The organism is Neoroseomonas oryzicola, from assembly GCF_012163135.1.
GTDB lineage: Bacteria > Pseudomonadota > Alphaproteobacteria > Acetobacterales > Acetobacteraceae > Neoroseomonas > Neoroseomonas oryzicola.
The window spans coordinates 546,496-566,205 of the sequence record NZ_JAAVUP010000002.1 but is presented as its reverse complement, the minus strand read 5'-3'; the positions used below and the strand labels follow the sequence as shown (position 1 = coordinate 566,205).

Genomic DNA, 19,710 nt, shown 5'->3' with positions numbered 1-19,710 from the left:
ACCTGCCGGCGGCTTCCTGACGCCGTCGTCATCGGATCGCGTGGCTCGCCTCCATGGGCCCCGCGCCAGGATCCGGGGGTGGTCGCAAGGCCATCCCCTTCTTCTATTCCGGAGACCTTCATGTCCTTTTCGATGCGTGACCCGGGCTGGACGCCGCGCGGCGCCGTATCGGCCCGCGACGAAGGGCTGCGCGCCTTCTTCGTCGGCACCTATGCCCGCATGGGCCTCGCCCTCGCGGTCAGCGCGGCGGCCGCGCTGGTGGTCGCCTCCAGCCCGGCCCTGCTCGCGGCGATCTTCGGCACGCCGCTGCGCTGGGTCGTGATGCTCGCGCCCCTGGCGATGGCGCTGCTGCTCGGCCCCGTCATGGCGCGCAGCACGCCCGAGGGCGCGACGGGCTGGCTGCTCGTCTTCGCCGCCGTCATGGGCGTGACGCTGTCGAGCCTGCTGGTCGCCTATACCGGCGAGAGCTTGGTGCGCGCGCTGCTGGTCACCGCCTGCACCTTCGGCGGCGCCTCGCTGTATGGCTACACCACGGGCGCGGACCTCTCGCGCGCCGGGGGCATCCTCGTCATGGCGGTGATCGGCCTGGTGGTCGCCGGGCTCGTGAACCTGTTCCTGCAGAGCAGCGGGCTGCAGTTCGCCCTCTCGGGCATCGCGGTGCTGGTCTTCACCGGCCTCGCGGCCTGGGACACGCAGCGGCTGAAGCTGCTCTACCTGCAGGGCGCGGGGGATCCGGGCCAGCTCGCCGCCTTCGGCGCCCTGTCGCTCTACCTCGATACGGTGAACCTCTTCGTCGCCCTGCTCGGGCTGACCGGCGAGCGGCGCTGAGGGCGCGGGGCGGGGAGACTTCCCCCGCCCCCTTCGCGCGTCAGGCGGTGCGGCCGAAGATGGCGCCTGCCATCCGCTTCAGGCCCACCGCCTGCTGGCGCAGCCAGCCGCCGGTCGCCAGCGCCTCGGGCGCGTCGGGGTCGCCCGTGCGCGGGAAGACGTCGCGGCGGAAATCCGCGGTGCCGAAGATCCAGTCCCACACCGGCAGCAGCACCGCGTAGTTCTTGCCGTGGTCCGCCGTGGACAGCACGCCGTGGTGCAGCCGGTGGAAGCGCGGCGAGACGATCAGCCTTTCCCCGATCCGCCCGAAGGACAGCCGGACATTCGCGTGGCTCAGGCTTTCCGCGAGCCGCATGATCATCACCAGGATCGGGAACTGCCCCGGCGGCACGCCGATCAGCAGCGCGATGGCGCCGAACCACAGCGAAGCGATCACCTCGTCCAGGATGTGGTTGCGGTCGTCGGTCCAGAAGGTCATCTGGCGCTGGGCGTGGTGGATCGAATGCAGCGCCCACCACCAGCCGAAGGTGTGCTGCAGGCGATGGCGCCAGTACTCGCCGAAATCGAGGATGACGACATAGAGCGCGAAGGCCAGGATCGGCATCTCGCGCAGGCTCGGGACGAAGGTCTCGAGCGTCGGCGGCACGAAGCCGCTGTCGGCGACCGTCGCCTCCCACCAGGCCTGGAGCGAGGACAGCAGCACGAAGGCGAGCAGCGGCAGCAGGCCAAGCCGCGACAGCGCCGTGTAGAGGATGTCCGTGCGGATGGCGCGGCGGTCGGTGACCGGTTCGACGGGGCGCCAGGCCTCGAGCGGGCGGCAGACGATGTAGACCACGATCATCGACAGCGCGCCGAACAGCGCGAAGTCGAGCCAGGTGAAGATCTCGTCCGCGAAGTCCATCAGCCCGGCCTCGTAGAGCGCGGGCTGCAGCAGGGTCTCGAAGATCCAGCCGGTGACGGCGTCGTGCAGGTTGGTCAGGAAGTCCATGGCAGGCCGATCTAGCGCCGCCCGCCGGGCGGCAGTGTGGCGAAGCAGAAGCCGCGGGACTGGAGGCCGGTGATCACCTCCTCCAGCACGTTGGCGTAGGGGTCGCGCCGGCTGCGGACGCCCCAGTGCATGACCAGGACCTCCCCGTCGCGGATGGTGGCGAGCGCCCGGCGCGCGAGCGCGGCATTGGGCTGGGATTCGCTCGGCACCTCGTCGCCGAGGAAGCCGTTGGCGGTCCAGCCCTGGTGGTGCAGGCCGCAGGCCTCGGCCATGCGGAGGGCGTTCGGCGTGGTGATGCCGCCCGGCGCGCGCCACAGCGGCAGGACCGTCGCACCCGGCGCGGCCTCACGCAGGCGCTCGATCGGCCGGGCCAGTTCGCGGCACATCCCGGCCTGGTCCAGCACCTCCTCGCCTTCCCGCGTGCGGGAGACGTATCGGACGCGGCCCGGGCCGGCATCGCCGCGGAAGTACCAGTGGCGATCGGTATGGCTGGCGAAGACATGGCCTTCGGCCGCCCGGGCCCGCCAGAAGGCGGCCCAGCCGGGGGCGAGGCTGCGGTCCCCCGTCACCGTGGGTTCGTTGGCGACGAACAGCGTCGCGCGCACGCCGTGCCGGCGGAGGATGGCGGCGATCTGCTCCGCCTCCCGCCCCCAGCCGGTGTCGATGGTCAGGTAGACCGCCCCGGCCCGGCACTGGGCCGGCGCCTGCGCCCCGGCCGGGAGCGCGGCGACGGCGAGCGCCAGGACAAGGCCGAGGAGCGCGCCGGCCCGCCTACTGCTCGCCACGGCGCGGCTGGACGAAGACGCCATGCGGGCTGCGGCCGACCCGGACCAGTTCGACCTCGCCAGAGCGCGGGTCGAAGCGCGCGATGCGCCCGGCCCAGCGCAGGGTGGTCCACAGCCGCCCATCGGGGTCGAAGGCGATGTCGTCCGGCCCGCCGGGCAGTTCGATCACGCGCCGGACCTCGAGCGTGCTCGGATCCAGTTCGGCGAGGCGGCTCTGCACGCGGCTGGTCAGCCAGATCGAGCGCCCGTCCGGCGCGACGAAGACCTGGTGGGCGCCGCGGCCGATCGGGATGGTGCGCTCGACCTGCTGCGTCTCGGGGTTCAGCACCGCGAAGCTGTCGGTGCCCATGACGCCGACGATCAGCTTGCCGCGGTGCCAGGCGATGCCGGCGGGCTCACGCCCGACCGGGGCTTCCCACAGCATCTGGTGGGTCTCGAGGCTGATCGCCGCGACCATGCCCGTGCCCTGCAGCGTGACGAAGGCCGTCCGGCTGTCCGGGTTGAAGGCGATGTGGGAGGGCTTGTCCGGCGTGCGGAGCCGCGCGACGAGCTGCGGGCCGCGGGCGTCGTAGATGTCGACCTGGTTCCGCCGCAGGCTCGCCACCACCAGGTACCGCCCGTCCGGCGAATAGGCCAGGTGGTAGGGGTTCGAGATGCGTTCCCGCCGGCGGGTCTCGCCGGTGTTCGGGTCGACGAAGAAGATCTCGTTGCCGCCCGAATCCGCGATCAGCAGGTCCCGCCCGTCCGGGGACAGCACCAGGTGATGCGGTTCCCGCAGCATCGGGAAGCGGCGGATCTCCTGGCGCGTGAAGCCATCCAGGATGGACACCGACGCATCGCCGGAATTGAGGACGTAGACGAGGTCCGCCGCGGCCGGCCTGGCCTGCAGCAGGAGGGGGAGGAGAAGGAGGGCTGCGAGGCGGCGCATGGACTCGTGGGGGGTTCGGGGCGACGGAAAGGGGGGGCTCCGCCGCGGCGGAACCTGCGCCCCCGCCGCGCCCGGCGCAAGTACGGAGTGGCACCCCGGGAGCCTATTGGGGATGCACCGTACGTCGCCGTCCGGAGTCGGGCGCGGACGCCGCGCCGGATGCCCCGAACGGCGCTTCAGCCGCCCTTCGGCACGAAGGTCAGCGAGACCCCGTTCATGCAGTAGCGCAGCCCCGTCGGCTCCGGCCCGTCCGGGAAGACATGGCCCAGATGGCCGCCGCAGCGGGAACAATGGACCTCGGTCCGCGTCATGAAGAAGGACCGGTCGGTCGTGGTGCCGACCGCCCCCTGGTCGATCGGGGCGAAGAAGGACGGCCAGCCGGAGCAGCTTTCGTATTTCGTTTCGGCGGCGAACAGCGGCTGCCCGCAGCCGGCGCAGGCGAAGGTGCCGGGGCGCTTCTCGTCATTGAGCGGGGAGGTGCCGGGGCGCTCGGTGCCGTGCTGGCGCAGGACGCGGAAGGCCTCGGGGGAGAGCGCCTCGCGCCACTCGGCCTCGGTCTTGGTCACGGCATAGGTGTCGTCGGACTTCATGGCTGGGTCTTCCTTGTCTGGGCCGGGACGGGGAGGGCTCTGCCCTTCCCGGAACCCCACCCGCCAAAGGCCGAAAGGCCTTTGGAAACCAAAACGGGTTCCGAGGGCCTTTCGGCCCTCGGTGGGGGAGTCCGAGGGGGCAACGCCCCCTCGTCTAGGCCGCCGGACGCTTGACGCGATCGGCGAAGACCTTCCGGAACTTCAGCACCTTCGGCGCCACGACCGCCCGGCAATAACCCGACCAGGGGTTGCGGGCGAAGTAGTCGTGGTGCTCCGGCTCGGCCGGCCAGAAGGGCGCCTCGGGTACGAGCTCGGTCACCAGCGGGCCGTCCCAGATGCCGGCCTTCTCGACCTCGGCCATCACGGCACGCGCGGTCGCGGCCTGCGCCTCGGACTGGGTGAGGATGATGGAGCGGTATTGCGGCCCCACATCCGCCCCCTGCCGGTCCTTCGTGGTCGGGTCGTGGATGGTGAAGAAGACCCGGAGAAGGTCGGCGTAGCTGAGTTCCTTCGGATCGAAGACCACGCGGACCACCTCGGCATGGCCGGTCTTCTTGCCGCAGACCTCCTCGTAGGAGGGGTTCTCGACATGCCCGCCGGCATAGCCGGACATGACCGAGACCACGCCCCGCAACTCCTTGTACACCGCCTCGAGGCACCAGAAGCAGCCGCCGCCGAGGGTGGCCGCCTCGTGTCCCGCCTGCGCGATCATCCTGTCCTCCATCGATTGGCTCATCATGTTCGCCATGTGGGGAGGAAAGGTCACGCGAGGAAGACGAAGTCCCCCGCCAGCAGCGCGGCCTTGGATACGCCGGTCAGCTGGACGGAATCCTCGGGCGAGAAATCGATGATCGCTCCACCGGCGGCATCGCGCGTCGCCGCCATCACGGCGCTGAAGTTCGCGAAGGGCAGGCCCTGCAGCAGGATGCGGTCCTGGCCGGGGGTGAAGTCGCGGATGGCGTCCACGCCGGAATGCGCGCCGAAGACGAAGGTATCCGCGCCCCCCTCCCCCCACATCAGGTCGTTGCCGCCGCCCCCGGTGATGGTGTCGTTGCCGTCCTTGCCGAGCAGGCGCTCCGCCCCGGCGCTGCCGGTGATGCGGTTGGACAGCGCATTGCCGGTGCCGGTGATGGGGCCGGAGATGAAGAGTTCCTCGAGATTGTCCGGCAGCACGAAGCCCGACCCACCCAGGGCAATGACGGCGTCCCAGCCCTCGCCGGGATTCTCGAAGATCGCCTCGACCTGCTGGGAGGCGACGTAGACGTCATTCCCCGGCCCGCCATACATGATGTCGTAGCCCAGGCCGCCATCGAGCCAGTCGTTGCCGTTCCCGCCATAGAGCACGTCGGTGATGCTGTCGGTGCCGCCGAACAGGCTGTCATTGCCGTCCTCGCCATACAGCGTGTCGCTGCCGAGGCCGCCATCGACGATGTCCGCCCCGGTGCCGCCGAGGATGACGTCGGTCCCCGCATCGCCGTAGAGCCGGTCGTTGTCGTCGCGGCCCTCGATGCGGTCGTTGCCGCCGCCCCCGCGGATGGTGTCGTCGCCCCCATGGCCGATCAGCCGGTTGCGGCCTTCGTTGCCCTGGATGCCGTTCGCCAGCGGATTGCCGACGCCGAAGATGTCCCCGGTCCCATCGGCGAGCACCAGCCATTCGACATCCGGGCCGAGGAAATGCCCGACCGTCGCATGGACCGTGTCGATGCCCTGGTTGGGCAGTTCCACGACGCGGTCGAGGTCGCTGTCGACGCGATAGACGTCGTCCCCGGTGAAGCCGGTCATGGTGTCGGCGCCTGCGCCGCCGTCGAGGGTGTCGTTGCCCTCCGCGCCCTCCAGCTTGTCGTTGCCGGCATCGCCCATGACGGAATCATTGCCCGGCCCGCCGACCAGGCGGTCCTCGCCATCGCCGCCGACCACGGTGTCGTTGCCGCCGAAGGCGATGATGGTGTCGTTGCCGGCACCGCCCTCGATCCGGTCGTCGCGCTGCGTGCCGTCGAGCGAATCGCCGAAGGCCGACCCGCGCAGCGTCTCGAACCCCGCGACGGTGTCCCAGGCCGCGCCGTCCCAGGCGGTGCCGGCAAAGAGCTGCACAGCCACCGGCCCCACGGCGCCGGCATAGGTCAGCAGGTCGTTCCCCGTGCCGCCGTCGAGGAGATCTGCGCCCGGCCCGCCATCGATGACGTCGTCCCCGGCGCCGCCGAGCAGCGTATCCCCGCCCGCCCCGCCGATCAGCGTATCGGCGCCGTCCTTGCCTTCCAGCCGGTCGTCCCCCGCCCCGCCGATCAGCCGGTTGCGCCCGGAGGTGCCGAGCAGCGTGACCGCCAGGGCAACGGCCGAGGCGTCCACGCCCTCGAAGCCGCGGGTGATGCCGCCGCCCGCGACCTGGTCGATCTGGCTGTCCAGCGTGACCGTGACCGGCGCGGTCACGACCAGCAGGTCGGTGTCGTCCCCGCCGTCGAGGAAGGTGTCCAGCGGATCGTAGGCGACGGTGTCGTCGCCCGCCCCGGCGTCGATGGAATCCGCCCCGGCGCCGCCCTCGATCAGGTCGGCGCCGTCGCCGCCGATGATGGTGTCCGCGCCATCCCCGCCGCGCAGCGTGTCGAGGCCGATGCCACCATAGAGCCAGTCGTCGCCGTCCCCGCCGTCGAGCGACTCCCGCCCATCCGCGCCCCACAGGCTGTCATTGCCGGCCCCGCCGATGACGGTGTTGCGGGCGAGGAAGCCGTCCACCTCCTCGATCCCCGGGCCTTCGACGAAAACCTCGTCGTCGCCCTCCCCGCCCTCGATCCAGTCGTTGCCGGCCCCGCCCCACAGCTGGTCCGCGCCGCCGAGGCCGATCAGCGTGTCGTTGCCGACCCCGCCCAGCAGCCGGTCGGTCGAGGCCCCGCCCACCAGGCTGTCGGCGCCGCCGAGGCCGAAGGCCTCCTGCCCGGATTCCGCGGCGACCAGCGTATCGGCCGCGACCGTGCCGACCAGCACGCGGAAGGTACCCTCGGCGAAAGCCGCGGGGTCCAGCGCCACCGCCCCCCAGGCGCCGGGCGAGCCGAGCCGGATGACGGCATCGTCGATGTCGAGCACCAGGTCCTGGTCGAGGTCGATGACGAACCAGCCACCCGCCGCCTGCCCGCCCTGCACCGCCGGCTGCCACCAGGCCTGGTAGTAGCCGGGCCCGACGCCCGCCCCCGGCAAAGCATTTCCGTAACCGGGCCCGCTCGACAGGTCCCGCGCCGCCAAGGTCCCGCGCCAGGCGAGCGGCCCCGGCCCATAGGCGCCGCCCACCATGCCCCCCACGAGGCCGAGGGAGAGGATGTCGCCCTCGCCGGGCTGGAAGTCCTGGATCCAGTCCGCGGCCGCGCCGGTGCTCTCCGCGAGGTCCTTGGTCGAGAGGTCGACGACGAAGAGGTCCGCCCCCGCGCCCCCGATCATCACATCGGCCCCGAGCCCGCCGAGCAGCGTGTCGGCCCCCGCCCCGCCATCCAGCCGGTCCGCCCCGTCCCAGCCATAGAGCAGGTCGGCATCCTCCCCGCCCTCGAGCCAGTCGTCGCCCGCATCGCCCCAGAGCAGGTCGTCCTCGGTACCGCCGAGCAGCGTGTCCCGCCCCGCCCCGCCGAACAGCATGTCGAAGCCGGCGCCGCCGATCAGCGTGTTGCGGTCGTCCGGGCTCTCGGTCTCCGGCGCCCAGGGATCGGCGGCGAAGAGCGTGTCCCAGCCGTCGCCGCCATCGAGGAAGTCGCTGCCGGCATCGCCGTGCAGTTCGTCCGAGAAATCCCCGCCGAGCAGCGTGTCGTTGCCGGTGCCGCCGAACAGCACGTCGACGCCGCCGCCGCCCGAGAGGGAATCGTCCCCGCCCTCCCCCCACATGATGTCGTCGGTCCAGCCGAGGCCTTCCAGCACGTCGCCATCCGGCCCGCCGACGAAGCCGCCGAACTGGGTGGCGAAATCCTCGGGCGACAGCAAGCTGGCGGTCTCGCCCTCCGCGAGCGCGATGCGCAGGAAGAGGTCCGTCGGGTCGAAGCGGCCGTTGTCGTTGGCGTCGACCCAGAGCTCGAAGCGCCAGGCCTGGCCCTCGACCACGCGCCAGACGATGTCGGCGATGCCGTCGCCGATCCAGACGGCGGGGAACTGCTCGCCGGACTCCGCATAGCCCTCGAAGGCGAAGTCGACGGCGGTGACGTGGAAGGCGGTGAGCAGCCCGATGGTGAACATCGAGGGCAGCGCGATCCGGTCGCCGCCCGCCTGCCCGGCACCCTGGACATCGAGGATCAGGTCAGGCGTCGCCGGCGGGCTGAGCGCCCCGGCGGTGTCGAACAGGAACAGGTCCTCCCCCACCCCGCCCGAGAGCACATCCGCCCCCAGCCCGCCCGCGATGGTGTCCGCCCCGCCGCCGCCCGAGAGCGTGTCGTCCCCGGCGCCGCCGTCGAGGCTGTCGCCCGCCGCGCCGCCGGTCAGCAGATCGTCCCCCGCCCCGCCGAGCAGCGCCATCGAGGCCGCCGCCGCCGACCCGTCCAGCACAAGCCGGGAGCCGAGCGGCTGGGCCGAGGCATCGACGGTGAAGACCGCACCCTCGGCGGGCGTCGCCGTCGCGACCGTCGCGGCGTCGAGCACCAGGCTCACATCGCCGGCGCCGATCTCGAAGCGCTCGACCCGCTGCACCGTGCCCGGCCCAAGCGTGAGCGAGACGGTGCCACCGAGCGCGAGCACATCGCCCGTGCCGTCCCCGCCATCGACGGAATCCGAAGCGGTCAGCGCGCTGCCGGCCTGGATCAGGTCGTCGCCCGCGCCGGCCGCGACGGTGTCGTTGCCGCCGCGGTCGATGCCGATCCAGTCGCCCTGCACCGTCCCGGTCCGCAGGCTGCTGCCGGTGCTGTCGAGCACCAGGATGCTGCCGTCCTGGAACACGAGGTCCGCCCCGGTCAGCCCTGCCCCGCCGAGCGCGAGGTTCAGCAGCCGCACGGTCATCCCGCCCGAGGAGACCAGCAGGTCCGCCCCCGCGACGAGGAAGGACAGCGAGGCCGCCGGGTACCCGGCCGGGAAGACCAGAAAATCCTGCGTCGGATCGAAGACGAGGCTCGCGCCCGCGACGTCGGTGAAGAGATAGTTGGCCATCGCATCCTGCGACCGGGGGACGGCAACGCATGCCGCAGCCGGGCTGAAGGGAGCGTGAACGGCGCCAGGCCGGGCGGCTGGACGCCGCGCGGGGGCCGGGCCAAGGTCGGCGCATGAGCATCGCCGCCGCCATCCTCCCGGTCACCCCGTTCCAGCAGAACTGCACCCTGATCTGGGACGACGAGACGAAGGAAGGCGTCGTGGTCGATCCCGGCGGCGACGCCGACAAGATCCAGGAAGCGATCCAGCAGACCGGGGTGAAGGTGCAGCGCATCCTGCTGACGCATGGGCATCTCGACCACGCCGGCGCGGCCGCGGAACTGGCCGAGGCGCTCGGCGTGCCGATCGAAGGCCCGCACCTCGCCGACGAATTCCTGCTCTCCGGCCTGCCGCAGCAGGGCGCGCGCTACGGCATGGAGTGCCGGCCCGTGACGCCCGATCGCTGGCTCGAGGAAGGCGAGACGGTCGAGATCGCCGGCCACGAATTCGCCGTGCTGCATTGCCCGGGGCACACGCCGGGGCATGTGGTGTTCGTCTCGACCGCGCTCGGCTTCGCGCTGGTGGGGGACGTGCTGTTCCAGGGCTCGGTCGGGCGCACCGACTTCCCCTATGGCGACCACGCGGCGCTGATTTCCGCGATCCGGGAGAAGCTGTTCCCGCTCGGGGACGACATCCAGTTCATCTGCGGCCACGGGCCGGGATCCACCTTCGGGACCGAGCGCCGCACCAACCCCTATGCGGGAGACGCCGCGTGAGCATCATCCAGGCTGAGGTTTCGCCCATCCCGCCGGCGCGGCCGGAGGCGGTCGGCATGTCCTCCGCGCGGCTGGCGAAGATCCGCCCCGCGCTGGAACGCGAGGTGGCAGAAGGCCGCTTCCCCGGCGGCGTGGTCGCGATCGCGCGCGACGGGCGGCTCGTGCATCTCGAGGCGGTCGGCTACCTGGATGCCGAGGGGCGCGTGCCGATGCGCCCCGATGCGATGTTCGCCATCGCGTCGATGACCAAGCCGGTCTGCGGCGTCGCGGCGCTGACGCAGGTCGAGGACGGGCGGCTGCTGCTCTCGGACCCGGTCGGCGCCTATGTCCCGCCGCTGATGACGATGCAGGTGGCGAAGCCGACGCCCGCGATGCTGTCCGGCGAAGGCCCGATCGAGACCGAGCCGCAGCGTCGCCCGATGACGGTGCAGGACGCCGCGCGCCACACCACCGGCTTCGTCTATGGCGGCTTCGGCGCGACGGCGGTGCATGCGGCGCATCCGGGGTCCTCGCTGACCGTCGCGAACGAGCACGATGCGGGGAGCCTCGCGCAGGCGCTCGCTGCGACGCCGCTGCGCCACCATCCTGGCGAGGCCTGGGAATACGGCTTCTCGACCGACGTGCTCGGCCTGGTGACGCAGGCGGTGGGCGGGGCCTCGCTCGGCACCATCATGCGGCAGCGGATCTTCGAGCCGCTCGGCATGACGGAAACCGGATATGTGCTGCCCGCCGGCGCGGCGCCGCGCTTCGCCAAGGCGCTGCCGACCTGCCCGCTGACGGGCAAGCCGCAATCCGTCGCGGCACCGCTGACGGCTCCAAAGTTGGAAGTGGGCGGGGCGGGGCTGGTCTCGACGGCGTCGGACTACTTGCGCTTTGCCGAGATGCTGCGCGCCGGCGGCACGCTGGGCGGGGCGCGGGTGCTCTCGCCGGCGACGGTGCGCTGGATGGGCTCGGACCATCTCCAGGGCATCACGGGCGGGCCGGACCGGATGGATCCGGGCCTCACGGGCTACGGCTTCGGGCTGACCGTCTCGGTGCGGAAGAATGCGGGCGGGTCGGCCTTCATGGGCGCGCCGGGGGCCTTCGGCTGGTCGGGCGTCTTCGGCACCTTCTTCTGGGTCGATCCGGCGGAACGGCTCGCGGTGGTGCTGATGGCCCATGCGCCGGGCGAGATGCGGCTGCGCTACCGGCGGCTGATCAACATGCTGACCTACCAGGCGCTGGAGGCCTGATCCCTCTCACGCGGCGTCGTGGAAGATGACGCCGAGGGTATGGCGCCGGCCGCCGCGGATGCGGCTGACGCCGTGGCGCATGGTCACGCGGTAGGTGCCGCGCGTGCCCTGCACCGGGCGGTGGTGGACGGCGAAGATCACGCCCTCGCCCTGGCGCAGCGGCACCACCTCGGCGCGCGACTGCATGCGCGGGCGCTGCTCGGTCAGGACGAACTCGCCGCCCGTGAAGTCGCGCCCCGGGTCCGAGAGCAGGATCGCGACCTGCAGCGGGAAAACGTGCTCGCCATAGAGGTCCTGGTGCAGGCAGTTGTAGTCGCCGGCCTCGTAGCGCAGCAGCAGCGGCGTCGGGCGCGACTGGCCCGCCGCGTGGCAGCGGGCGAGGAAGTCGGCGTGGCGCGCCGGGAAGCGTGGCGCGAGGCCCATCGCCTCGTTCCAGCGGTTCGCGATGGTGGCGAGGTGCGGCCAGAAGCCTTCGCGCAGCGAAGCGACGGGCGCCGGCAGCGGGTTCGCGAAGTACTTGTATTCGCCGCGGCCGAAGCCGTGGCGGGCCATGACGATGCGGCTGCGGAAGCCGTCCTCGCGGTCATAGAGGGCGGCGAGTGCCGCGCAGTCTTCCGGCGTCAGCAGCGGGCCGGTCGTCGCGCAGCCGAAGGCATCGAGGTCGGCCGCGATGCGCGCCCAGTCGAGCGCCGCGATCACAGCGCGCCCTCCTGCACGAGCAGCGCACGCTTGCGTGCCGCGCCCCAGCGCCAGCCGCCGGTCCCGCCCGCGGCCGGCACCACGCGATGGCAGGGCACGGCGAGGGCGACCGGATTCGCCGCGCAGGCCCGCGCGACGGCGCGCGCGGCGCCGGGGCAGCCGATGGCGGCGGCGACCTCAGCATAGGTCGCGGTGCGGCCTGGCGGGATCTCCTGCAACGCGGCCCAGACGGCGCGCTGGAAGGGCGTGCCGCGAAGGTCGAGGGTCAGGTCGGCGAGGGTCATGGCGGGGTTCTCCTGTCCCGACCGTGATGCCCCCGATCGCTAGGGGCGCGCCTTCCGCGCATTGCGGCGGCGCGATCCGTGCCATCATGGCCCGGCGCATCCAAGGGAGGACCCGCGCCATGGTGATCGTCCAGGTCAACTACACGCGCCCGGCCATGCCCAAGGCCGAATGGGAAGCCCGCTACACCGACGACCGCGCGAAGCAGTTCCTCGCCGTGCCGGGGCTGCAGTGGAAGATCTGGCTGGACGGGGAGGAGGAGCGCCGCGCCGGCGGCATCTACCTCTTCGACAGCCGCGCCAGCGCCGAGGCCTATGTGAACGGCCCGATCGTCGCGCGCATGAAGGCGAACCCGGACATCACGGAGTTGCAGGTCCGCATGTTCGACGTGCGGGAACGCATGACGGCGATCACCAACGGCCCGGTGCCGGGGCTGGCGATGGCGGCGGAATAGGCGCCGCGCGCTACGCCAGGTCGCCGCGCCGCCGCAGGGCGGCGACCGCCTTGGCGACGATGGCCGGCGGTTCGGGATCGACGTCGAGGTCGATCACATCCGCTTCCGTGTCCGGCGCTTCGAGCGTCGCGAACTGGCTCGCGATCAGCGAGGCCGGCATGAAATGCCCCGTGCGTGCGGCCTGGCGCGCCATGATCAGTTCCGGCGCGCCAGTCAGGTGCACGAAGCGCACATCGGCATGGCCGTCGCGCAGCACCTCGCGATAGGCGCGCTTCAGCGCCGAGCAGCCGATGATGACCGGCGCGCCCGCCGCCCGCGCCCGGCCGATGCGCGCGGCGATGGCGCGCAACCAGGGCCAGCGGTCGTCATCCGTCAGCGGCGTGCCGGCGGACATCTTCGCGACGTTGGCTTCGGGGTGGAAGGCGTCGCCATCCTCGAAGGTCCAGCCCAGGCGTTCGGCCAGCAGGGTGCCGATGGTCGACTTGCCGCAGCCGGAGACGCCCATCACGACGATGGCGGCGACCGGCATCAGGCCTTGGGCTCCAGATGCCCGCCGAAGCCCGCGCGCATGGCGGACAGCGCCTTGCCGGAGAAATGACCCTCATCGCGCGAGGCGAAGCGGGAGAACAGCGCCGCGGTCAGCACGGGGGCCGAGACGGCAGTCTCAATGGCCTGTTGCACGGTCCAGCGTCCCTCCCCGGAATCGCCCACGCGGCCCGAGTATTTATCGAGGTCCGGGTCCTCGGCGAGTGCCGCCGCGGTGAGGTCGAGCAGCCACGACGTCACGACCGAACCCCGCCGCCAGACCTCGGCGACATCGGCGACATCGACGCTGATACGGTGCTCCTCGGGCATTTGCGGGCTGTCGGCGTGGCGCAGCAGGTCGAGGCCCTCGGCCAACGCCTGCATCATCCCATACTCGATGCCGTTGTGGATCATCTTCACGAGATGCCCGGCGCCGTGGCCGCCGCAATGCAGCCAGCCTTCCTCGACGTTCGGCGCGCGGCCTTCGCGGCGCGGCGTGGCGGGAATGCTGCCGCGGCCCGGCGCCAGGGCGGCGAAGATCGGGGCGAGGCGCGCGACGGGCGCCGCCTCCCCGCCGATCATCAGGCAATAGCCGCGCTCGAGCCCCCAGACGCCGCCCGAGGTGCCGATGTCGAGGTAGTGCACCCCCTTCGCCTTCAGCGCCTTGGCGCGGCGGACGTCGTCCTTCCACTGCGTGTTGCCGCCATCGATGGCGACGTCGCCGGGGGAGAGCAGGTCGCCGAGGGCGGCGATCGCCTTCTCGGTCGGCGGGCCGTGGGGCAGCATCACCCAGACGGCGCGCGGCGCGGCGAGGCCGGCGACGACGCCGGCAAGGTCCGCCGCACCGGTCGCGCCATGCGCGACCACGGCGGCGATGGCGGCCGGGTCCTTGTCCCACACCACGCAGCGATGGCCTGCGCGCATCAGCCGGCGCGCGATGTTCGCGCCCATGCGCCCGAGGCCGACGATCCCGATTTCCGCCATGCGGCTTCCCCCCTTGGGCCTGGGGGATGCTTGCCCCAGCGCGGGGGCCGGCGCAACGCCCGTTCAGCCCCTGCCGCGGCGCCGCTGCAGCAGCACCACGCCGCCGATGGCCAGCCCGATGACGACGAAGGAGACCGCCGTCGTCACGGTGCCGAGCGCATAGAGCACCGGCGTGGTGACGTTGGTGGTCATGCCGTAGATCTCGAGCGGCAGGGTGTTGAAGGTGCCGGCCGTGTAGAGGCTCCGCGCGAACTCGTCGTAGGAGAGGGTGAAGCCGAACAGGCCGACGCCGATCAGCGAGGGCAGCAGGATCGGCACCACGACGTGGCGGATGGTCTGCCAGGGGCTCGCGCCGAGGTCGCGCGCCGCTTCCTCATAGGCCGGGGAGAAGCGGTTGAAGACGGCGAACATGATCAGCAGGCCGAAGGGCAGCGTCCAGGTGAGATGCGCCCCGAGGCCCGAGGACCACCAGGCGGGATCGACGCCGATCAGCCGGAACATCAGCCCGATACCGAGCGAGATCAGCACCGAGGGCACGATCAGGCTCGCCACCGCCAAGTAGAACAGCGCCGTCGATCCCGGGAAGCGCCGCCGGAAGGCCAGGCCCGCCATGAAGGAGACGACGACGGTGATGACGGTCACGATCGCGCCAAGGATCAGCGACCGCAGGAAGGACCCGCCGAAATCGCCGACCATCTGGGTCTCGAACAGGTTCGCGAACCACCGTGTCGAGAAGCCGCGCATCGGGAAGGTCAGCCCGCCCTCCGGCCCCTGGAAGGACAGGATGACGATCGTCACCGTCGGCCCGTAGAGGAATGCGACGAAGAGCCCGAAGAAGGCCGCGAGCGGCCAGAAGGCGCGGGACCGCCGGCCGCCCTGCATCAGAGTTCCTTCCGGATGTCGACGACGCGCAGCATGGCCGCGATCATCAGCAGCACGACGACCAGCAGGACGACGGCGTTCGCGGCCGCGGCGGGGTACTGCAGCAGCGACATGGCGTTGACCATCATCAGCCCGACCGAGGCGGACTGCCCGCCGCTCATCAGCCGCACCGTCACGAAGTCCCCCATCACCACCGCGACGACCAGGATCGAGCCGATGGCGATGCCGGGACGCGCGAGCGGGATGATCACGTTGCGCAGGACCTGCCATTCGCTCGCACCTGCGTCGCGCGCGGCCTCGACCAGGGATCGGTCGATGCGGACCATGGAGTTGAAGATCGGCACCACCATGAACAGCGCGTAGAGGTGGACATAGGCGAGCACCACCGCGAAGTCGGAGAACAGCAGGAATTCCAACGGCCGGTCGATCGCGCCCATCGACAGCAGCGCCGAGTTCAGGATCCCGTTCCTCCCGAGGAAGGGGATCCAGGAGATCATGCGGATGACGTTGGAGGTCCAGAAGGGGATGGTGCAGATCAGGAAGAGTACTGTCTGCATCAACGCCGAATGGACGTGGAAGGCGAGGAAATAGGCGACGGTGAAGCCGATCGCGAGGCAGATCGCCCAGGTGACCGCGGCGAACCACAGGGTCTGTAGGTAGGTCTTCCAGGTGATGGGCGAGAGCAGCAGTTCCTCGTAGTTCGTCCAGACGAAGGCAGGGAACATGCGGACGCTGTCGTAGTCGAAGAAGGACACGACGACGATGGTGCCGATCGGCACCAGCAGGAAGGCGAGCAGGATCAGCGCCAGCGGCGACGCCAGCGCCAGTGCCGCAACCCTACCCTTCATCGCCACCCCACCTCACCCCAGACCGAAAACAGGCGGACCGAGGCAGAGCCCCGGTCCGGGAGCGCGAATGCGCGACCGCGCCCAGACCAACCGCTGCCGCCCGCGCACCAGTGCATGGCGCGAAGGCCAGCGGCCCGGACGGGCCGCGCCCGCCGTTTGAGGGCATCACGAAGCGATGAACTGGTTCCACTTCTGGACCATGTAGCGGTCCTCATCCATCACCGCGTTCCAGCAGGCAACCGCGCCCATGCGCTGTTCGAAGGACCCGCCGTCGCGCACCGCGCCGGCGCGTTCCATCACTTGGCCCTGCGGGTTCTTGATCTCGCCCTGGGCGGGCTTGCCCTCCATCCAGTAGCCCCACTCATCCGCGGTCATGTGCTGGCGCGCGGTCTCGAGCACGGCGGAATAGTAGCCCTGGCGGTTGAGGTAGGCGCCGACCCAGCCGGAGAGGTACCAGTTGATGTATTCATAGGCGGCGTCGAGCTGCAGGCCGCGCAGGTGCTTGGCCAGCGCCAGGCCGCCGCCCCAGGCGCGGTAGCCTTCCTCGAGCGGCTGGTAGACGCAGGGGATGCCGCGCGACCGCACCGCGGTCACCGCCGGCGACCACATGGACTGGATGACGACCTCGCCCGAGGCCATCAGGTTCACGCTCTCGTCGAAGGTCTTCCAGAAGGCGCGGAACTGCCCGGCACGCTTGGCCTGGATCAGGAAGTCGATGGTCTTGTCGATCTCGGCGCGGGTCATGTTGCCCTTGTCGCCGTAGCGGATGACGCCGGCGCTCTCGCAGATCATCGCCGCGTCCATGATGCCGATGGACGGGATGTTGAGGATCGACGTCTTGCCCCGGAAGGCGGGGTCCATGATGTCCTTCCAGTTCCTGATCGGGCGGCCCACCAGGTCCGGACGGATGCCGAGCGTGTCGGCGTTGTAGATCGTCGGGATCATGGTGAACCACTGGGTCGGCGCGGAGGCGAAGCGCGTGCTGCCGGGGCCGTCGACGAAGCCCACCGTGTTCGGCGCGGTGCCCTGCGCGATCGTCGAGGTCGGGGTGAGCTTCCCGGTGGTGAATATCGGCACGATCTTGTCGAACAGCCGGATCTTGGAGACGTCCATCGGCTGCAGCACACCCGCCGGGAAGACCTTCTTGCAGATCCAGTATTCGATGTCGGCGATGTCGTAGGAATTCGGCTGCGTCACCGCGCGCTGCGTCACCGCGTCGGAATCGAGCGCGGTCATCTGCAGCGTGATGCCGAGGTCCTCCTTGCACTTCTCTGCGATCGCGTTCTGGTTCGACACGCCGGTGCCGAACTGGCGCAGCACGACGTTGCGGATGTTCTGCGCCCAGATGGTCGGGAAGCCGGTGACCGCCCCGGAACCGAGCGCGGCGCCCGCCACGCCGCCGAGGAGCTTGCGCCGGGCGATGCCCTTGCTCTTTCCTGCCTTGGTCTCGACCATGTCAGTCTCCCTTTGCAGAGGAACGCGACGGCGACCTGCCGCCGCGCCGTGTCACGCGATGGCGTGCATGTCCTCGGGCTTCCAGCCGAGCGAGACGGCCTCGCCCGGATGCACCGGATCGGCGAAGAAGGCGGCTTCGGGCAGCACGGCGGAAAGCGGCTCGAGCCCTTCCACCGCCAGGCCCACCGCGACCGTGGCGCCGAGGTATTCGACCGATCGCACCGTGCCGGACAGCGGCAGTTCCGCCGCGCCCGGACGCGCGAGCATCATGCGGTCCGCGCGCACCGCGACATGCCGCGCCCCGCCGGGCGGCGCCGGGATGGGCAGGCCGCCCGCGAGCGCGATGACGTTGTGCCCGCCGATGAAGCGCGCGACGAAGGCGGAGGCCGGGTGGTTGAAGACCTCGCGCGGCGGGGCGGCCTGCTCGATGCGGCCGTGGTTCATCACCACCACCAGGTCGGCCAGCGCCATCGCCTCGTCCTGGCTGTGCGTCACATGCACGAAGGAGATGCCGAGCCGCGTCTGCAGCGCCTTCAGCTCCTCCCGCATGCGGACGCGCAGGAAGGGATCGAGGGCGGAGAGCGGCTCATCCAGCAGCAGCACCGAGGGATCGGTGATCAGCGCGCGGGCAAGTGCGACCCGCTGCTGCTGCCCGCCCGAGAGCTGCGCCGGCAGGCGGTCGGCATAGGCGGTCATCTCGACGCGGGCGAGCATCTCGGCGGCGCGCGCGCGGCGCTCGGCCTTCGGCACGCCGCGCATCTTCAGGCTGAAGGCGACGTTGTCGGTGCAGGAAAGATGCGGGAACAGCGCGTAGGACTGGAACATCATCGCGGTGCCGCGCCGGGCCGGCGGCAGGTCCGTGATGTTCTCGGCGCCGAGGAGGATGTCGCCCTCGGTCACCGTCTCGTGCCCGGCGATCATGCGCAGCGTCGAGGTCTTGCCGCAGCCCGAGGGACCGAGCAGGCAGCAATAGGTCCCGGCGGGGATGCGCAGCGCGATGCCGTCGACGGCGGTGACCGCGCCGTAGCGCTTGGTCACCGCGACGAGTTCGATATCCGCGCCCTTGGCCATGCCGCTCCGCGTCCGTGGTTGCGGCGCCTCGCGGCGCCTGGACGGGCGGTAGCAATCATGAGGCCATCGTCATCTGGGCGGGCAGTTCCGGTTGCCCCGCCGCGCTCGGCCAGGCAGGCGCGCGTCGCGCGGCCCGCCTGCCCAAGAAGGAGGCAGTCAGCGCGCCAGCGAAGCGCGCACCCGGCCGATGAAGCCGTCCATCGCCGCCGGATTGGTCCAGCGCAGCACGGCGACGATGCCGCTCGACGGATCCACCCAGGTCAGGTTGCCGCCGGCGCCGGAGGCGCAGAAGGCGTCCCGCGCCGCCGAGGGATACTTCTTCCCATCCGAGTTCAGCCACCACAGGAAGCCGTAGTGCGGGTTGAGCTCGCAGGCTTCTGTGGACAGGCCGATCCAGGCGGCGGGAATGACGAACTGGCCATCCCACAGCCCACGGGCGAGCGCGAGCAGCCCGATGCGCGCCTGGTCCTCGGCATGGATCGAGATGCCGCCGCCCCAATGCGTCCCGCCCGGCACGGATTGCACGCGCCGCCCGTCCTCGAGCGTGACCCACGACGTGCGATAGCCATCCCAGCGCCAGTCGGACGATCCGCCGATCGGCCCCAGGATGCGCTCGCGGAACACCTCGGGCAGCGGACGCTGGAAGACGCGCAACAGGGAGAGCGACAGGCGGTTCACCCGCACGTCGTTGTATTCCCAATGCGTCCCCGCGGGCTCGAGCGCGCGCTCCCCCTTCTTCCCCTGCCCCTCGACGCCGAGGTTGCGGCCGCGGTCGATGGAATCCGCCTTGCCGAACAGCTCCCCCTCCCATTCGGAGGTGTTGGTCAGCAGGTGCCGCCAGGTGATCGGGGCGTTCTGCGCGCTGTCGAAGCCGCCATCGTCCACCAGTTCGCGCACCGGGCGGTCGATGTCCGGGATCAGCCCATCCGCGACGGCGATGCCCGTCAGCAGCGAGAGGTAGGATTTCGCGACGGAGAAGGTCTGGCTCACCTCCCGCGTGTCGCCCCAGCGGGCGACGAGCACGCCGTGGCGCGTGACCAGCCCGCAAGGCGCGCCGCGCGGCCAGAGCGGGCCGAGCACCTCGTTGCCCGGCGGCGGTTCGAAGGCGCCGCGGCCGATATGGCCGGCGAGGTCGTAGGGCCAGGGCGTCTCGTGCGCGGCGGCGAAGGCGACGGCCTCGGCCAGCTTCGCGGCATCGAAGCCGAGCTCGGCGGGGGCGGCCTCGGGCCAGGGGGCGGGATGGGCGGCGGGGAAGGTGATGCTCATGGCCTTCCTATGCGCCAGCGGGCCGGGGCCGT

The 19,710-nt window shown here is 71.3% G+C and carries 19 protein-coding genes; 4 read left to right on the top strand and 15 right to left on the bottom strand.

The window, feature by feature from the left end:
• The first annotated feature begins 120 nt into the window (after positions 1-120).
• On the top strand, positions 121-828 hold the full coding sequence (locus GWK15_RS09240; RefSeq protein WP_209442100.1) for a Bax inhibitor-1/YccA family protein: 708 nt from the start codon (positions 121-123) through the stop codon (positions 826-828).
• A gap of 40 nt (positions 829-868) precedes the next feature.
• Here the strand turns inward: GWK15_RS09240 and GWK15_RS09235 are convergent, their stop codons facing one another.
• The 6 genes from GWK15_RS09235 to GWK15_RS09210 all read right to left on the bottom strand — a co-directional run bounded on the left by GWK15_RS09235 (position 869) and on the right by GWK15_RS09210 (position 9,225).
• Positions 869-1,816: a sterol desaturase family protein gene (locus GWK15_RS09235; protein ID WP_168040993.1), complete on the bottom strand. Its 948-nt coding sequence runs from the start codon at positions 1,814-1,816 to the stop codon at positions 869-871.
• Between the two features lie 11 nt (positions 1,817-1,827).
• Entirely contained in the window at positions 1,828-2,601 is a 774-nt protein-coding gene (locus GWK15_RS09230) for a polysaccharide deacetylase family protein (protein ID WP_338147219.1), read from the bottom strand.
• Positions 2,588-3,529: a Vgb family protein gene (locus GWK15_RS09225; protein WP_245211510.1), complete on the bottom strand. Its 942-nt coding sequence runs from the start codon at positions 3,527-3,529 to the stop codon at positions 2,588-2,590. Before GWK15_RS09225 ends, GWK15_RS09230 begins: the two co-directional genes overlap by 14 nt.
• Positions 3,530-3,705: 176 nt before the next feature.
• Positions 3,706-4,119, bottom strand: coding sequence for a peptide-methionine (R)-S-oxide reductase MsrB (gene msrB / locus GWK15_RS09220; protein WP_168040991.1), 414 nt, complete (start codon positions 4,117-4,119; stop codon positions 3,706-3,708).
• Between the two features lie 154 nt (positions 4,120-4,273).
• Complete coding sequence (gene msrA / locus GWK15_RS09215; RefSeq protein ID WP_245211509.1) at positions 4,274-4,843, bottom strand: peptide-methionine (S)-S-oxide reductase MsrA; 570 nt, start codon at positions 4,841-4,843, stop codon at positions 4,274-4,276.
• Between the two features lie 38 nt (positions 4,844-4,881).
• Entirely contained in the window at positions 4,882-9,225 is a 4,344-nt protein-coding gene (locus GWK15_RS09210) for a calcium-binding protein (RefSeq protein ID WP_168040990.1), read from the bottom strand.
• 113 nt (positions 9,226-9,338) lie between these two features.
• Here GWK15_RS09210 and GWK15_RS09205 point away from each other — a divergent pair, with 113 nt between their 5' ends.
• Both GWK15_RS09205 and GWK15_RS09200 read left to right on the top strand, forming a co-directional pair.
• Entirely contained in the window at positions 9,339-9,980 is a 642-nt protein-coding gene (locus GWK15_RS09205) for an MBL fold metallo-hydrolase (protein WP_168040989.1), read from the top strand.
• Positions 9,977-11,212 carry a serine hydrolase gene (locus tag GWK15_RS09200; protein WP_168040988.1) on the top strand — a complete coding sequence of 412 codons (1,236 nt, stop codon included), beginning with the start codon at positions 9,977-9,979 and terminating at the stop codon, positions 11,210-11,212. The genes GWK15_RS09205 and GWK15_RS09200 overlap by 4 nt, the downstream gene beginning before the upstream one ends.
• 6 nt (positions 11,213-11,218) lie before the next feature.
• Here the strand turns inward: GWK15_RS09200 and GWK15_RS09195 are convergent, their stop codons facing one another.
• Positions 11,219-11,911, bottom strand: coding sequence for a 2OG-Fe(II) oxygenase (locus tag GWK15_RS09195; RefSeq protein WP_211844037.1), 693 nt, complete (start codon positions 11,909-11,911; stop codon positions 11,219-11,221).
• Complete coding sequence (locus GWK15_RS09190; RefSeq protein ID WP_168040987.1) at positions 11,908-12,195, bottom strand: methylated-DNA--[protein]-cysteine S-methyltransferase; 288 nt, start codon at positions 12,193-12,195, stop codon at positions 11,908-11,910. The genes GWK15_RS09195 and GWK15_RS09190 overlap by 4 nt, the downstream gene beginning before the upstream one ends.
• Before the next feature lie 119 nt (positions 12,196-12,314).
• On the opposite strand from GWK15_RS09190, the gene GWK15_RS09185 reads away from it, so the two are divergent.
• A complete protein-coding gene (locus GWK15_RS09185) occupies positions 12,315-12,647 on the top strand; it encodes a YdhR family protein (protein WP_168040986.1) in 333 nt (110 codons plus the stop codon).
• A gap of 10 nt (positions 12,648-12,657) precedes the next feature.
• Here GWK15_RS09185 and GWK15_RS09180 read toward each other — a convergent pair whose 3' ends face one another.
• The 7 genes from GWK15_RS09180 to GWK15_RS09150 form a co-directional block, all read right to left on the bottom strand.
• Positions 12,658-13,176 (bottom strand): gluconokinase, encoded by a 519-nt coding sequence (locus GWK15_RS09180; protein WP_168040985.1) that lies wholly within the window; start codon positions 13,174-13,176, stop codon positions 12,658-12,660.
• The gene (gene gnd, locus GWK15_RS09175; RefSeq protein ID WP_168040984.1) at positions 13,176-14,156 is read right to left on the bottom strand and encodes a phosphogluconate dehydrogenase (NAD(+)-dependent, decarboxylating); all 981 of its coding nucleotides are present in this window, start codon (positions 14,154-14,156) and stop codon (positions 13,176-13,178) included. Before gnd ends, GWK15_RS09180 begins: the two co-directional genes overlap by 1 nt.
• 63 nt (positions 14,157-14,219) lie before the next feature.
• Positions 14,220-15,038: an ABC transporter permease gene (locus tag GWK15_RS09170; RefSeq protein WP_168040983.1), complete on the bottom strand. Its 819-nt coding sequence runs from the start codon at positions 15,036-15,038 to the stop codon at positions 14,220-14,222.
• Positions 15,038-15,886 (bottom strand): ABC transporter permease, encoded by an 849-nt coding sequence (locus tag GWK15_RS09165; RefSeq protein WP_168040982.1) that lies wholly within the window; start codon positions 15,884-15,886, stop codon positions 15,038-15,040. Before GWK15_RS09165 ends, GWK15_RS09170 begins: the two co-directional genes overlap by 1 nt.
• 165 nt (positions 15,887-16,051) lie before the next feature.
• A complete protein-coding gene (locus GWK15_RS09160; protein ID WP_168040981.1) occupies positions 16,052-17,341 on the bottom strand; it encodes an ABC transporter substrate-binding protein in 1,290 nt (429 codons plus the stop codon).
• 51 nt (positions 17,342-17,392) lie between these two features.
• A complete protein-coding gene (locus GWK15_RS09155; RefSeq protein WP_168040980.1) occupies positions 17,393-18,412 on the bottom strand; it encodes an ABC transporter ATP-binding protein in 1,020 nt (339 codons plus the stop codon).
• 156 nt (positions 18,413-18,568) lie between these two features.
• Entirely contained in the window at positions 18,569-19,678 is a 1,110-nt protein-coding gene (locus tag GWK15_RS09150) for a serine hydrolase domain-containing protein (protein WP_168040979.1), read from the bottom strand.
• Positions 19,679-19,710 lie beyond the last annotated feature (32 nt).